Raw genomic sequence first — 13,961 nt, 5'->3', positions numbered from 1 at the left:
GATCAGGCCAAGGCGACTTCCTGAACCGATACGAACTCGGACCCCAGCTCAGGATTGCCATCCTCCAAGAGCATGGCTATGACTTCTCTGAGGTTCTCGCGCAGCTCTTCAATGCCAGCGCCTTGAGAATGCGCACCGGGCCAACCCGGAACATAGCCGACCAGAAGACCAGTCTGAGCGTCGCGTTCGACCACGAAGTTGTAGTTGCGTTGCATCGTCCGACCTACTCTTTTGCCGGATTTTAGCCGATTGCCCCGTCAACGCAACGCGAAGGAGCTAACTCCTCAGCAGGAACTCTCTTCCGACCTTGACGCGCGGGTTGCCGTCGTAGGCGACGATGTCGGCGGTGGCGTAGGTTTCCGACCAGGTGTCGGGCAGATAGCTGCCGGTGCCGATGACGTCGATGGGAGCCTTGGCGACGGCCATGACCTTGCACTTCGCCGGCGCGAAGCCGGACGAGGCGACGATCTTCACCTTGTCGAAGCCGGCGTTGTCGAGCTGTTCGCGCATGTGCCAGATGCCCGCGGCCGAGACGCCGGTGCCGATCAGGTAGCGCAGTTCGGTCTCCGAGCGATAACCACGGATGGCGTCGGGCTCGTTGCGTTCGAGCACGGCGTAGCTGCCGGGCGGGTCGAGTCCCTCGATGAAACGGCCGCCGCCGGTGTCGAGGCGGACCGAGAGTTCGCCCGCCGCTGCAAGATCGGGGAAGCGCCGGCAGACGGCCAGCGCATCGGTGATCTCGAGGCCGAAATAGTCAACCAGCACGGTCATCAGCACATTCGGGTTGGCCTGACGGAACATCTCGGCCGCGCGTACGGTGCTCCCGGCATAGCCGATCAGGGCATGCGGCATGGTGCCAAACCCCTTCTCGTTGCCGAAGTAGTGCGCGGTGGCGTCCGTGGCGTTACCGATGAAGCCCCTGGCGTTGGCCTTGCGCCGGGCGCGGTCCGAACCGACAGAGGCAGCATAGGCCATCATCTCGGCCATCTCGGTGCCGGCGCAGTGACGCGCATCCATGGCGAGGAATGCGGTGTCTGGCAGGTCGACGCACATCGTGTAGGCGTTGTGGGCGGCGACACATGCCGGGCCCAGCTTCTGCAGGAAGAGCGTTTCGAGATCGACCAGCGCGACGAATGGGCCGGTGATGTAAACGATCGGTTCGCCCGCGCCGACCCACTGGCCCTCGTTGAACTGCAGCTCGATGCCGATCTCGACGCCACGGGTCGCCGCCATCGCATTGACCCACTCAACCAGCAGGCGCGGCGCGCAGACCACGGGCCGGCGCATGAAGACGGCGTAGGTCACCTCGCAGTCGCCGAACGCCGCCACCGTGGTCCTGGTGCGGTTGAGGTAGACGTCGGTCCAGAGCCCGACATCGGCCTCGCGCGGCCAGGCCTCGTTGCCCTGGGACGGATCGCTCTCAGCCATCGGACATTCCTTTGCTGTCCTCACGGATGCTGTCCTCACGGAACCGGGAGGGGCCGGGGTGGGGGTTGATGTCGTTACTGCGCCGCGGCCACCTTGATCGTTTCGCCGCGCTCGTCACGAAGCTGCTCGGCAATCAGGAAAGCGAGTTCAAGCGCCTGGCTCGCATTGAGACGCGGGTCGCAATGTGTGTGGTAGCGGCTTGCGAGGTCTTCGTCGCTGATCGCCTGCGCACCGCCCAGACATTCGGTCACGTTCTGCCCGGTCATCTCGAAATGAACACCGCCCGCGTGAGTGCCTTCGGCGCGATGCACCGCGAAGAAGCTCTTCACCTCGGCCAGAATGCGGGCGAACGGACGGGTCTTGAACCCGGTCGATGCCTTGATCGTGTTGCCGTGCATGGGGTCGCAGGACCACACGACGCTGCGCCCTTCGCGGGTGACGGCCCGGATCAACGGCGACAACCCGTCTTCGACCCTGCCGACACCCATGCGCGTGATCAGCGTGATGCGGCCCGGTTCGTTGGCCGGGTTCAGGATGTCGATCAGACGAAGCAGTTCTTCCGCATCGAGCGACGGCCCGCACTTGATGCCGATGGGGTTCTTCACACCGCGCAGAAACTCGACATGTGCATGATCGTGCTGGCGGGTCCGGTCGCCGACCCAAAGCATGTGGGCTGAGGTGTCGTACCAGTCGCCGGTTGTCGAATCGACGCGGGTCATCGCCTGTTCGTAGTTCAGCAACAGCGCCTCGTGCGAAGTGTAAAACGCGGTCTCCCGCATCTGCGGCACGTTGTCGGGCGACAAGCCGCAGGCTTCCATGAAGGCAAGCGACTCATGAATGCGTTCGGCCATTGCGCTGTACTGGCGGCCATGAGCGTTGTCGGCGACGAAGGCGTTGTTCCAGCTTGACACCCGGTGCAGGTCGGCGAACCCGCCTTGCGCGAAAGCCCGCAACAGGTTCAGCGTCGAAGCGGCCTGATGGTAGGCACGCAGGATGCGCTGCGGGTCCGGCGTCCGGGCATGTTCGTCAAACTCGATGCCGTTGATGATGTCGCCCCGGTAGCTCGGCAAGGATGCGTCGCCCTGCGTTTCAACGTCAGACGAACGCGGCTTGGCAAACTGCCCGGCCATGCGGCCAACCTTCACGACTGGGCAGGCCGAGCCGAACGTCAGCACGACGGCCATCTGCAGCAGCACCTTGAAGGTGTCGCGGATGTTGTCCGGGTGAAACTCGGCAAAGCTCTCGGCACAGTCCCCGCCCTGAAGCAGGAAGGCTTTGCCCTCGGCCACGTCGGCCAACGATTGCTTCAAACTGCGCACTTCCCCCGCAAACACAAGCGGCGGGGCGGTCGAAAGCTGGGCTTCGACCTCCTTCAAGACCACCTCGTCCGGGTAGGACGGAGCCTGCTGAACGGGTCGGTCACGCCAAGCTGTCGGGGTCCATTTTGCGGCCATGATCTCAGTCCTCTTGTCGTTCCCGGTAGCCGTCCTCACGGCCCCTGTCCCTGGTGTGGTGGCAGGAGGCCGGTGAAGCCTCCAAAGTTATCCCCAGGATGGGGAGCCGGTCTCTATACCGCCCGAAGCCCGGATTTTCCAGTAAAACCGTGGCATTAAGGCAGGCAATCGGACGACACCGGACACGGCGCTGAGCACGTCATGGCGCTCATGAAAGTGCTGCGAAAGACCTGACGAAACCTATTCATGAGCCTCCTTCGCACCGCTGCGCGTGACCTCGCGCATGGTGACGAACTCCTCGGCGCTGGTGGGATGGATGCCAACGGTAGAATCGAAAACGGCCTTGGTCGCACCGGCCTTCAACGCAACGGCAAAGCCCTGGACCATCTCACCTGCCTCGGGTCCAACCATGTGGACGCCGATGACCACATCCGTGCTGCGCACCACGACGAGCTTCATCAGCGTGCGTTCTTCGTTGAGCGAAATCGTGTGCTTCAGCGGGCGAAACTCCGAGAGATAGACATCGACATCGTCGCGATGGATCTCCCGGGCCTGCGCCTCTGTCAGTCCCACGGTGCCGATCGGCGGCTGGCTGAAGACGGCCGAGGGCACGTTGTCGTAGTCGACCGTGGTGGCTTCACTGCCGAACAGTGTCTTGGCGATCGCCATGCCTTCCGTCGTGGCGACCGGCGTCAACTCGATGCGGCCGAGGACATCACCCAGTGCCAGGATCGAGGGCACGTTCGAACGGAAGCGGTCATCGACAGGGATGGTCCCGTTTTCGTTGAGCGTGACGCCGGCCTCCTGGAGGCCGATCTCGCGCGTGGCGGGGCAGCGACCGGTCGCATACATGATCATCCCGGTTTCGATCTGGCGGCCGTCGTCGAGGTCGGCCACCAGGCGATCACCCGTCTTCTCGATCATGTCGATGTTGCAGTTGAAGCAGAGGTCGATCCCCTTCTTGCGCATCTCGACGGCAAGGTGCTCGCGGATATCGTCATCGAAGCCGCGCAGGAAGTGCGGACCGCGATAGAGCTGCGTCACCTTCACACCGAGCCCGTGAAAGATACCGGCGAACTCGACGGCGATGTAGCCGCCGCCCACAATCACGATCTCCCTGGGCAGGTCCTCGAGGAAGAACGCCTCGTTCGAGGTGATGACGTGCTCCTTGCCCGGAATATCGGGCACGTGCGGCCAGCCGCCCACGGCGATCAGGATGTTGGCGGCCGAATGGCGCGCGCCGTTGATCTCGACGGTGTGGGGATCGACCACGCGGGCGCACCCCCACATAAGGTCGACGCCCGCGGCGCGCAGCATGCGGTCGTAGATGCCATTGAGGCGCTCGATCTCGGCAGTCTTGTTGTCGCGCAAGGTCGGCCAGTCGAAGCTCGGCTCGCCCACGGTCCAGCCGAAGTTCCGTGCATCGTGAAAGTCTTCCGCGTAGTGCGCGGCGTAACTGAAGAGCTTCTTGGGCACACAGCCGACGTTGACGCAGGTTCCACCCCAATAGCGTTCCTCGGCGATTGCCACACGCGCGCCCAGAGCGGCGGAAAAGCGCGCGGCGCGCACACCGCCCGATCCGCCTCCGATGACAAAGAGATCGTAGTCGTACGCGAACACGTCTGATCCTCCAGGTGCGGCGGTTGGGCCTGACATGGTGCGGTCTCGGTCGGTTCCCGGAGTTCGACCCTGTTGCCTTCAGGGTCGATGAACCAACCGAAGCGGCCACAGGGCAGTTCATCGATATCATCGCCAACCTCGACGCCGGAGTCCCGCACCCTGGCGAGGAGATCGTCGAGGCCGACGACCCTGAGATCAAGCATCGGATCCCCGGTCGAAGGCACGGGATAGTCGGTTTCCTGCCGAAATGAGCCCCAGACGGTGTGGCCGGTGTGGCCGGTGTGGCCGGTGCCGCCGGCCTGAACGAGCGTTTCAGGCCGTAGAGGATGAGGCCCTGGTTTCCGTTGTCGACCAGCGAATGCACGCCCTCGCTGAGCATCGCGGAACTACCGGTACAAGCCGCCGCGGTGAACCTTGTGACCGCAATCAGCGAGTTGCCGATGAGGGCCGCGAAGATAACACGTTTCGAGCGGTGCACATCCATGGCCGCAACCATAGCGAAGGCGCGTGACGGGGACTATCATTTCGCCCGATCCTGGAGAGGAAATGATGGCAGCTGCCGAGAAACCTGCGGATCCGGTGACCGCTATCTGGCCTGACGGGGCCGCCTGGTGCGACGGCGACTACGTGCCGTGAGCCGGCGCATCCACGGCGCGTACTGGCAGAAACACGACGAAGGCTGGCACGCCACACCGGTGCGCTACTGATCGTCAGGGCCTGATGGCGGGCTCCAGCGCCCGACATGCCGCGAGCAGCCGCTCGTCCTGGCCGGGCCGGGCGACTGCGCTCATCCCATAGGCGAGTCCATCGCCATCGGAGGCGCACGGCAGAGTCACGACGGGCCAGCCGACGAAGGTCCAGGGCGCGTTCATGGCGGGATCACCCGTAACGCCGATCCCTTCAGGCGCGCGTCCGCGGGCCGAGGGTGTCAGCCAGAGGTCAACACCAAGGTCATCGGTGAGCGCCGCCACCTCGTCGCGGACGTGCCGTTGGAAGGCGCGGAGCGGTTGGTAATCGCCCTCGCCCATCGCCATGCCGGCATCGAACTCGGCGAGCGTCTCGGCCCGATAGAGATCGCGGTGCTCTGCGACCAGAGGCCGGTGCAACGGCAACATCTCGTAGCTTGAGATGCCGCTGACGGCGGCGGCGATAGCCCTGTGGTTCGTAAACAGGGGCGCAGCAACGATATGGTGGCCGGCGAACGCGACACGATCGAGCGTATCGCTGAAAACCGCCTGTCCCGCATCGTCCACGAGAGACAGAAAGCCATCGTCGGGCACACCGATCGTCATGGGTCGGGGAGCAGCGGACGGCGGGCCGGTCCAACCGTCGCAGATCACCGACAGCGCCGCCTCGGCGCGATCGAGGCTGTCAGCGAAGAGTCCCAGGTGATCGAGACTGTCGGCATAGGGCAGCATGCCTTCGCGGTCGATACGTCCGAAGCTCGCCTTGACGCCGATCACGCCGCAAAACGCCGCCGGACGAATGACCGAGCCGGCTGTCTGGCTTCCGAGGGCCAGAGCGAAGAAGCCGGCCCCGGTGCCGGCCGCCGAGCCGCTCGATGAGCCGCCGGGGGTGTGGGCGAGGTTCAGCGGATTGCGTGTCGGCCCCGGTGCCCAGGCGGCGAACTCGGTCGTCACGGTCATCCCCATGACGACCGCGCCGGCAGCCTTGAGCCTGGTGACCACGGCAGCCTCCGGCCCCGCGAAACGTTCCGGCGGCAGTCTGGACCCACACCGGATCTCACGATCCGCAACGCGGATGATGTCCTTGACGCCAACGGGGGTGCCGAACAACGGCGGCCGATCGTCGCGATCGGGCCAGCGGGTTTCGAGTGCGGCCAGATCCGCTGTCACGCGATCGGGATCAAATCCGGTCTCGGTAAACGCTCTGACCTCGCCCTCGCGCGCCGCGATGTTCGTGAGGCAGCGTTCGGCGAGATCACCCATGGCTTACCCCGACACCGCCGACGCCCTGAAGCGACGCCAGCGCCAGCGCAGCAACAGCCCGACAAGGACGACCTCGCCCAGCGGCCAGAGCGCGGGCGGGACGGCGAGGTCGACGAAGGGCACGTCCCAGATCGGCACGAAGGCGGGCAGCAGCTGATAACCGCCGGAGAGCGACACCAGGGTCGGGATCAGGCTATAGAGCAGGGCCATCCAGATCAGCCAGGTGGCGAAGGCGCGGCGCGGACGCTTGCCGAGCCAGGTGAAGATCAGAAGCAGCAGGTCGCGAGTCACGAAGAAATAGGCCGAGACCAGCGACATCGCGGCGAGGCTCGGCAGGTCGATCTCTTCGGCAAGGGCCGCGAGCGCACTGTCGTCGGACATCTCGATGCCGAGCAGCATGACGACCGAGATCACGACCCCGACTAGAGCCAGGATATGTCCGACCACCCAGATCGGTGCGTCGCGCAGCACAGAAGAAAGGTCGCGCGCAGCGAACAGACGGCGCAGGCGAACGGGATCCATACGTTCGAGGGCGGCCGGCACATAGGTCGAGACCAGCACCGTGACGGTCATGACGACGATTGTGACGGTCATGCCGTCATGGCCGTCCTCGGGCCACATAAGACCGGCCAGCCAGAAGCCGCTCCAAAGCACGAAGAGCGGCCACATCAACGGCCAGTTGCGGATCTGCAACTCCTCGCGCATGCGCCGCCAGAGCCCAACCACCGCCCAGAGTGCGAAGATCACGGTGGAGCCGACAACGAAGCTTAGCGAGTTCCAGGTCTCGCCGTACCAAGGCATCGTGTTGGCCTGTTCCAGATCCTGCAGACCGATATAGGCGAAGAGTGCCGAGAGGATGACGATGATCTGGGCGATCGAGACATCGAGCTGGCGGGCGGTCTCGCGCTGGCTGACGGCCGTCATCGCTGCCAACATCACGGTGGCCTCAACCAGAACGGTCAGCGCAACAAGGCCGATCGCCATGCGGGCCAAGATCGAGCTGAGTGAACCGCCGACCTCTTCGGAGACGTCGCCGAAGTAGATCTCGAGCAGCGCGGTCGCGCCAAGGACGATGGCCAGAACGATCCCCAGCGCATACCAGACATAGACCGTGCTGCCGAACAGCTTGCCCCAGGTCATCGACCAGGCGTCCATGGACGATAGTCTTTGCTGGTCCCATGTCCGTTCAGCGATCTCGCGCACCAGGGCGCTCGCCGCGACGCGGGCACCCCAGAACAGCAGGAGCACGATGTAGATGGCCAATCCGGCCCAAACGATCGTGCCGAGGAAATCCGGCCCACCGAAGGCAAGCTCGTTATCGTAGATCGTGACCCCGATCAGCGCCGCGAGGAGGCCGATGACCAGCGGCATGAAGAGCAGACGCCCGAGCGACAGTTCGAGCCACAGGTAACGCCTGAGTTCGGGATTGAGCCTCATGACTGGCCCTCGTCGCTCTTGGCGACCTCGCGATAGATGTCGGTCAGACCGAGCTTCTTCTCGGAGAGGCCCGTGACCGGCATGCCCTCACCGACGAGTCGGCGCAGGAGATCGCGGCGAAACACGGCATCGCGCGGCGCCCGGAACGTGATACTGAGATCGTCGGTCGCCACCACCTCGCTGACGCGCTTGTCGTCCATCAGACGCTGGATCATGCCGTCGGTCGCCTCGGCCAGTTCGATCGCATAGACAACAAAGCGCGTGCCGTCGGCCAATTCGATCGCGCGATGCTCGACCACCCTGCCCCGGTCGATCACCAAGACGTCGGTGCAGTAGTCTTCGAGTTCGGCGAGGATGTGGGAACTCACGATCAGCGTCATGCCGTCGGCGCGCAAGCCGAGAAGCAGTTCCGAGAGCGCCATGCGGGCCAAGGGGTCGAGGCCGGAGGCCGGTTCGTCGAGCAGGACAAGCTCCGGCTTGTGAACGATCGACTGTGCGATGGCAAGCCGCTGGCGCTGCCCACGGGACAGCTCACCGGCACGCTTCTCCGTGAGCTCTCCGAGATCGAGTTGGCCGACCACGCGCGCGACGGCCGAAGTCTCGTCCGCTCCCCCGATCCCGTGTAACGCGACCGCATGCCGCAGACATTGGCGCACCGTGAGCTCGTCATAAAGCCCAAAGGAATCCGAGAGATAGCCGATCTTGCGATGAATGGTGCGCGGGTCCTCATGCCCATCCGTACCGTCAATCAGGACGCGTCCGCTGTAGGGCGTATCGAGAGCCGCCATGCAGCGCAGCAGCGTCGTCTTGCCCGCACCATTCGGCCCGACCAGTGCTGTGACCGAACCGCGCGCAACCTTGAAGGAGACGTCACACAGCGCCCGCGTCGTCGGGTAATCGAAAACCAGATTCTCGACGTCAATGACGGAGGTCGTGGATGAGGTATCGCTCATGCCAGAAACACCGTGTCATCCCGGCCGCAACCCAAAGGGCGGAGAGCCGGGACCTCGAGAGATCGGCATAGGCCTTTCGAGATCCCGGCTCGTGTTCGCAAGCTCACATGGCCGCGATGACATATCGGCGGCTGTGTCACTTGTCGACGCCAGCAATGCAGACGTACTTGGCTTCGACATACTCATCAATGCCCATGTGGCTGCCCTCGCGGCCGATGCCCGACTCCTTGACGCCGCCGAAGGGGGCGACCTCGGTCGAGATGATGCCGGTGTTGACGCCGACGATGCCGTACTCGAGGCCCTCGCTGACGCGCCAGATGCGGCCGATGTCGCGGCTGTAGAAGTAGCTCGCCAAGCCGAACTCGGTGTCGTTGGCGAGCCGGATGGCCTCGTCCTCTTCGTCGAAGCGGAACAGCGGAGCCAGAGGGCCGAAGGTCTCGTCGCGCGCGACCATCATCTGCGGGTTGATGTCGGCCATGACGGTCGGCTGGAAGTAGGTACCGCCGAGCTCGTGGCGGCTGCCGCCGGTCATCACGCGGCCGCCCTTCGCGGTGGCATCCGCGATATGCTCCTCGACCTTCCTGATGGCGGCCTGGTTGATGAGAGGGCCCTGGACAACACCATCCTCAAGGCCGTTGCCGACCTTCATCTCGGCGACCTTGGCGGCGAACTTCTCGGCGAAGGCGTCGTAGACGTCGGACTGGACGTAGATGCGGTTTGCGCAGACGCAGGTCTGGCCCATGTTGCGGAACTTCGACTGCATCGCGCCTTCGACGGCCGCATCAAGGTCGGCGTCACCAAACACCAGGAAGGGTGCGTTGCCGCCGAGCTCCATGGTAACCTTCTTCACCGTGGAAGCGGACTGCTCCATGAGCTTCTTGCCGATTTCGGTCGAGCCCGTGAACGTGATCTTGCGCACGATCGGGTTCCTGGTGAGCTCCTCACCGATCTCCGACGACTTGCCCGAGAGGATGCTGATCACGCCCTTCGGGATGCCGGCACGTTCGGCGAGCTCGCACAGCGCGAAGGCCGAATACGGCGTCTCAGTCGCGGGCTTGCAGACGAAGGTGCAGCCGGCGGCCAGCGCCGGTGCGGCCTTGCGGGTGATCATGGCGCTCGGGAAGTTCCACGGCGTGATCGCGCCGACGACACCGATCGCCTCCTTGAGCACGACGATGCGGCGGTCGGCCATGTGCTGGGGCACGGTCTCGCCATAGATACGCTTGCCCTCCTCGGCGAACCACTCAATGAAGCTGGCGGCATAGACAATCTCGCCCCTGGCCTCGGCCAGCGGCTTGCCCTGCTCCATGGTCATGAGGACCGCGAGGTCGTCCTGGTTCTCGAGCATCAGATCGAACCACTTGCGCAGGATCGCGGCGCGCTGCCTGGCGGTCATCGCCTTCCAGGCTGGCAGTGCGACATTCGCCGCCTCGATCGCCCGGCGGGTCTCGGCCGCACCCATGCGCGGGATCGTGCCCAGAGTCGCGCCCGTCGCCGGATCGCGTACGTCGACGGTTTCGCCGCTGTCGGCATCACACCAGACGCCGTCGATGTAGCACTGCTGGCGGAAAAGGCTCATGTCGGAGATATTCATGGGCGGTCCCCTGTCATCATGTGTGTTGCCTGCGGGCCAGGCGCAGCCCGTTCTTGCTTATTTGGCGTGGCGGGCAATCTAGGCAAGAAGACAGTGGAAGGAAACGGGGACGACGAAAGGGAGCGTCGGCAGGTGCCTGATCGCCCGAGCGCATGTGGCAGGGCGTGTCATCGTCACCCATCAGGTTCGAATCGTAAGGAAAACCGAACTGCTTCAGGATTTCAGCGGTGTTGTCGCTGAGGTCTCAGGCTGGTGATTTGAGTTAGCGCACCCGGACACGGTAGTGGTAGTCGTAGACCTGTTCGAAACCAAGGGAACGATAGAGCGAGACCGCGGGCTCGTTGTCGGCGACGACCTGGAGCCAGAGCTCATGGGCGCCGGCCTCATCGCGCGCCCAGGCGATCAGGCTGTTCATAATCGCCCGTCCCCAGCCCTTGCCTCGACAGTCGAGTGCCACAAGAATCCCGAGGAACCCGCACAGCGGCGGGTCGGCGACGGCCATACCGAAGGCCTTGAGGGTCCTCTCCTCCCTGATCGACGCGAAACATCGGCGACCCTCGATCCGTTCCAGCATGGCGGCCAGCGTGCCCTGATCGGTTCGCGCCACCGGGTTGTGGCGGCAATATCCTCTGAACCAGTCTTCCTCGACGCTGTCCGACAGTGTGACGTCGGGATGAGCCTGGAGAGACGCGGGAACACGGGTGGTGCGGACATTCGTTATGTCGAGCTTCCGATAGCCACGCCCGGTCAGCAGACCGTCGAGCGCTGGTTCGGCCAGGGGGGAAAGACGGAAGATCGCGGGCTGGCCAAGCGACGCGTAGCGTGCTTCGGCCGCCTCAATCCGCTCAGGCAGGGGGTCCCCGCTTCGCTCCAATACGTTCACCGAGTTGGCGCGTTTGGTATGGCCGTCCGCGTAGCGCAGCAGCCAGCCGCCGAGCCGTTCGGTGCGCAATGCCGGCCAAGCGCGGAAATTCGCCTCTTCCAGGCGCTGCACGACGTTTGGCGCGGTCTTCGTCATGGTCTGGAGACGATGCCGAAACCTTCGATGCTGGAATACGCGCCGCGCATCACCATCAGGACGATGACCATCAAGACGATGGCGAGGCCGCGAAAAGGCCGATCGTGAAATGCGTGATGTCGTGAAGCCCCGGCACGGTCACCCGCCTTCGATCGGAGGAAACACCGTCAGGAGATCGCCGGCCTTCAGCCTGTGCCCGGCCTGCAACGCGGGTCGAATGACCTCCTCGTTGACCAGGGTCATGGTCAGCGTTTCCCTGGCGACGTCGAGCCTTGCCAGAGCCTCGGCCACTGTGGTGTCTTCGGCCATATCCCACTCGCCTTCCCCGTCTGCATCGAGGCCGGGAATGGGCCTGCCGGCATGCGAGACGAGCTTGATACGAATCTTCACGAGAGCCCGAGGCGGGTCAGCGTCTGGCCACGCGGCTGCCCCTCTTCGTCCCAGCCACGAATCTCGTAGTACTCGGGAAGCATCTGATCGAGCTGGGCAGTAAGGCCCTTGGCGGTGCCGGACGGGGCCGGAGTATGCAGCATCCGGTGCGGCAAGGTGTCGTCCTTGCGGCCCATGCCCGCGGCGTTGTTGAAGAGCCGCTCGAGGTTCCAGATGCGCTCGCCCGTCTCGCGGATGCGCTCGGCTGTCCACGCGCTCTCAAGCGCACCGTCGAGCATGGCGGCGATCTGGTCGATGTTGATGGCAGCGGCGACGAAGGCGCAGATGCCCGCCGAATCGAACATCGCGGCGCGTTCGTCCTGGCTCGTCTTGACAATCTCGGCCTTGCCCTCAAGTTCGGTGGTCTGGAAATCCGAGGCGAACGGGCTGGCGCGCAAGTGGCAGGCACCGCGGTTGGACGTGGCATAGGCCAGAGCCATGCCCTGCATCGCACGCGGGTCGTAGCCGGGGAACTCCTGCCCCTTCACGGTCATCGAGAATTCGGGCCTTCCGTACTTCGCGGTCAGACGGGCCGCGCCGAGACCGACCTCGACACCGAACCCTTCGCCCCTGGCGCAGTCTTCCGCCATCTTCACAAGCCCCTCGGTCGAGCCGAACGAGAGATCGACGCCGGTCTGCTCAATCGTGATGACACCCTCTTCGTAGAGTTCCATGGCTGCGGCCAGGGCACCGCCGAAGGAGATCGTGTCCATGCCGTCTTCGTTGCAGAGGAAGTTGGCGAAGGTCACAGCATCGATATCGTCGACACCGACCATGGCACCGAGCGCGAAGACGTTCTCGTACTCCAGGCCGCCCGAGGCCGTGTGATACTGCGGCTTGTCCTTGATCGAGAAATGGTCGGGATCGATCTGGGCGATGCGCCCGCAGGCGATCGTGCAGGCGAAACACGCCTTGTTCGTGACAAGATTGACGGTGTCGTTCGGACCGTGCGGACGCTGTGAGGCTGCCGCATTGAGCTTGTTGACGCCCTCGAACCGGACGTCGCGCTCGTTGCGGGTGGGAAGGCTGCCGTAGTTGTGCGTGACATCAAGCATGGCGTGGGTACCGAGCTTGATGAAGCGCTGGCGAACCGGGCTCGGCTGCAGCGTGCTCCTGGCGTGCGCGACGGCCGCCATGAACTTCCGGGGGTCATGCACCGTGACGCCGCCGGATCCGCGCGCGGCCACGGCCTTCAGGTTCTTCGATCCCATGACCGCGCCGACACCGGAACGGCCGGCAGCACGGTGGAGGTCGTTCACGACACAGGCAAAACGTACCATCTTCTCGCCGGCACGACCGATCGAGGCGACCTTGATCGCGGGGTCGCCGAGCTCGGCCTTGATCCCGGGTTCAATCTCCCAGACCGAACGGCCCCAGAGGTGATCGGCGTCGCGCAGCTCGACGTGATCGTCATCAATCCAGAGATAGACCGGCCTGGGCGATTTGCCTTCGAGGATGACCATGTCCCATCCGGCGAGTTTGATCTCGGCACCGACCTTGCCGCCCGAGTTCGAGCACGCGATGGCGTTGGTCAACGCCCCCTTGGTGATTACGGAGTAGCGACCTGCCGTGGGCGCCATGGTCGAGGTCAGGGGTCCGGTGGCGAAGATCAGCACATTGGCGGGATCGAGTGCGTCGACAGCCGGGTCCATGGACTCCATCAGGTACTTCGATGCCAGGCCGCGTTGGCCCAGAAACTGCTCCGCCCAGCCCTTGTTCAGCGGTTCGCTCTCGCAGCGGCGCTCTGTCAGGTTCACGCGCAGAATCTTGCCGGTCCAGCCCATCCTTACCTCTCGATCGATCGTGGGTGTCGGGCCAAGCATAGGCAATAAGGGGCCCGATGCGTGTCAACCTAGCTGAATGTTGGGACGGCGGCTATCGCCACGGTCTCCGGTGTCTTCAGGCAAGCCGGCAACAACGAACGCGCCGGTGACGGCTCGGTGACCTGTGCCTACTGGCGCGATGACGAGACGGTCGAAGACCGCACGGTCGTGATCGCTGATGAAAGCGTTGACGAAACCCTTGCGAGCGTCTTCGGCATGACGGCAGAGACCATCGACGACGAGCCCGACCAGGGTC

At 64.4% G+C, this 13,961-nt stretch carries 11 protein-coding genes and 1 pseudogene; all 12 read right to left on the bottom strand.

What is annotated here, in order from left to right; all coding sequences use genetic code 11:
- Positions 1-2: 2 nt before the first annotated feature.
- Positions 3-215: a type II toxin-antitoxin system HicB family antitoxin gene (locus GDA49_05830; GenBank protein ID MBC6439923.1), complete on the bottom strand. Its 213-nt coding sequence runs from the start codon at positions 213-215 to the stop codon at positions 3-5.
- Between the two features lie 61 nt (positions 216-276).
- Positions 277-1,428 carry a nicotinate phosphoribosyltransferase gene (locus GDA49_05825; GenBank protein MBC6439922.1) on the bottom strand — a complete coding sequence of 384 codons (1,152 nt, stop codon included), beginning with the start codon at positions 1,426-1,428 and terminating at the stop codon, positions 277-279.
- Positions 1,429-1,502: 74 nt separating this feature from the next.
- Positions 1,503-2,882 (bottom strand): 3-deoxy-7-phosphoheptulonate synthase class II, encoded by a 1,380-nt coding sequence (locus GDA49_05820; GenBank protein ID MBC6439921.1) that lies wholly within the window; start codon positions 2,880-2,882, stop codon positions 1,503-1,505.
- A gap of 240 nt (positions 2,883-3,122) precedes the next feature.
- Positions 3,123-4,538: a glutathione-disulfide reductase gene (gene gorA / locus GDA49_05815; GenBank protein ID MBC6439920.1), complete on the bottom strand. Its 1,416-nt coding sequence runs from the start codon at positions 4,536-4,538 to the stop codon at positions 3,123-3,125.
- A 256-nt stretch (positions 4,539-4,794) separates the two neighbouring features.
- A pseudogene (locus tag GDA49_05810) lies at positions 4,795-4,986 on the bottom strand (cation transporter).
- 226 nt (positions 4,987-5,212) lie between these two features.
- Complete coding sequence (locus GDA49_05805; protein MBC6439919.1) at positions 5,213-6,451, bottom strand: amidase; 1,239 nt, start codon at positions 6,449-6,451, stop codon at positions 5,213-5,215.
- A 3-nt stretch (positions 6,452-6,454) separates the two neighbouring features.
- Entirely contained in the window at positions 6,455-7,888 is a 1,434-nt protein-coding gene (locus tag GDA49_05800) for a hypothetical protein (GenBank protein ID MBC6439918.1), read from the bottom strand.
- On the bottom strand, positions 7,885-8,841 hold the full coding sequence (locus GDA49_05795) for an ABC transporter ATP-binding protein (protein MBC6439917.1): 957 nt from the start codon (positions 8,839-8,841) through the stop codon (positions 7,885-7,887). Before GDA49_05795 ends, GDA49_05800 begins: the two co-directional genes overlap by 4 nt.
- Positions 8,842-8,977: 136 nt before the next feature.
- Positions 8,978-10,435 (bottom strand): NADP-dependent succinate-semialdehyde dehydrogenase, encoded by a 1,458-nt coding sequence (gene gabD, locus GDA49_05790; GenBank protein MBC6439916.1) that lies wholly within the window; start codon positions 10,433-10,435, stop codon positions 8,978-8,980.
- 262 nt (positions 10,436-10,697) lie between these two features.
- Positions 10,698-11,453 carry a GNAT family N-acetyltransferase gene (locus GDA49_05785; GenBank protein MBC6439915.1) on the bottom strand — a complete coding sequence of 252 codons (756 nt, stop codon included), beginning with the start codon at positions 11,451-11,453 and terminating at the stop codon, positions 10,698-10,700.
- Between the two features lie 138 nt (positions 11,454-11,591).
- The gene (locus GDA49_05780) at positions 11,592-11,843 is read right to left on the bottom strand and encodes a MoaD/ThiS family protein (GenBank protein ID MBC6439914.1); all 252 of its coding nucleotides are present in this window, start codon (positions 11,841-11,843) and stop codon (positions 11,592-11,594) included.
- Complete coding sequence (locus tag GDA49_05775) at positions 11,840-13,666, bottom strand: aldehyde ferredoxin oxidoreductase family protein (GenBank protein MBC6439913.1); 1,827 nt, start codon at positions 13,664-13,666, stop codon at positions 11,840-11,842. Before GDA49_05775 ends, GDA49_05780 begins: the two co-directional genes overlap by 4 nt.
- Between the last annotated feature and the right edge of the window lie 295 nt (positions 13,667-13,961).

The sequence above is a fragment of the Rhodospirillales bacterium genome (assembly GCA_014323865.1).
Taxonomy (GTDB): domain Bacteria; phylum Pseudomonadota; class Alphaproteobacteria; order SP197; family SP197; genus SP197.
The sequence above is the reverse complement of the archived record's forward strand: the minus strand, read 5'-3'. Positions and strand labels throughout refer to the sequence as shown.

What these genes read in the sequence shown, in the direction of transcription:
- GDA49_05820 (MBC6439921.1), bottom strand. Translation starts at nt 2,882, where the DNA reads ATGGCCGCAAAATGGACCCCGACAGCTTGGCGTGACCGACCCGTTCAG.
- gorA (MBC6439920.1), bottom strand. Translation starts at nt 4,538, where the DNA reads ATGTCAGGCCCAACCGCCGCACCTGGAGGATCAGACGTGTTCGCGTAC.
- GDA49_05830 (MBC6439923.1), bottom strand. Translation starts at nt 215, where the DNA reads ATGCAACGCAACTACAACTTCGTGGTCGAACGCGACGCTCAGACTGGT.
- GDA49_05785 (MBC6439915.1), bottom strand. Translation starts at nt 11,453, where the DNA reads ATGACGAAGACCGCGCCAAACGTCGTGCAGCGCCTGGAAGAGGCGAAT.
- GDA49_05775 (MBC6439913.1), bottom strand. Translation starts at nt 13,666, where the DNA reads ATGGGCTGGACCGGCAAGATTCTGCGCGTGAACCTGACAGAGCGCCGC.
- GDA49_05805 (MBC6439919.1), bottom strand. Translation starts at nt 6,451, where the DNA reads ATGGGTGATCTCGCCGAACGCTGCCTCACGAACATCGCGGCGCGCGAG.
- GDA49_05800 (MBC6439918.1), bottom strand. Translation starts at nt 7,888, where the DNA reads ATGAGGCTCAATCCCGAACTCAGGCGTTACCTGTGGCTCGAACTGTCG.
- gabD (MBC6439916.1), bottom strand. Translation starts at nt 10,435, where the DNA reads ATGAATATCTCCGACATGAGCCTTTTCCGCCAGCAGTGCTACATCGAC.
- GDA49_05795 (MBC6439917.1), bottom strand. Translation starts at nt 8,841, where the DNA reads ATGAGCGATACCTCATCCACGACCTCCGTCATTGACGTCGAGAATCTG.
- GDA49_05825 (MBC6439922.1), bottom strand. Translation starts at nt 1,428, where the DNA reads ATGGCTGAGAGCGATCCGTCCCAGGGCAACGAGGCCTGGCCGCGCGAG.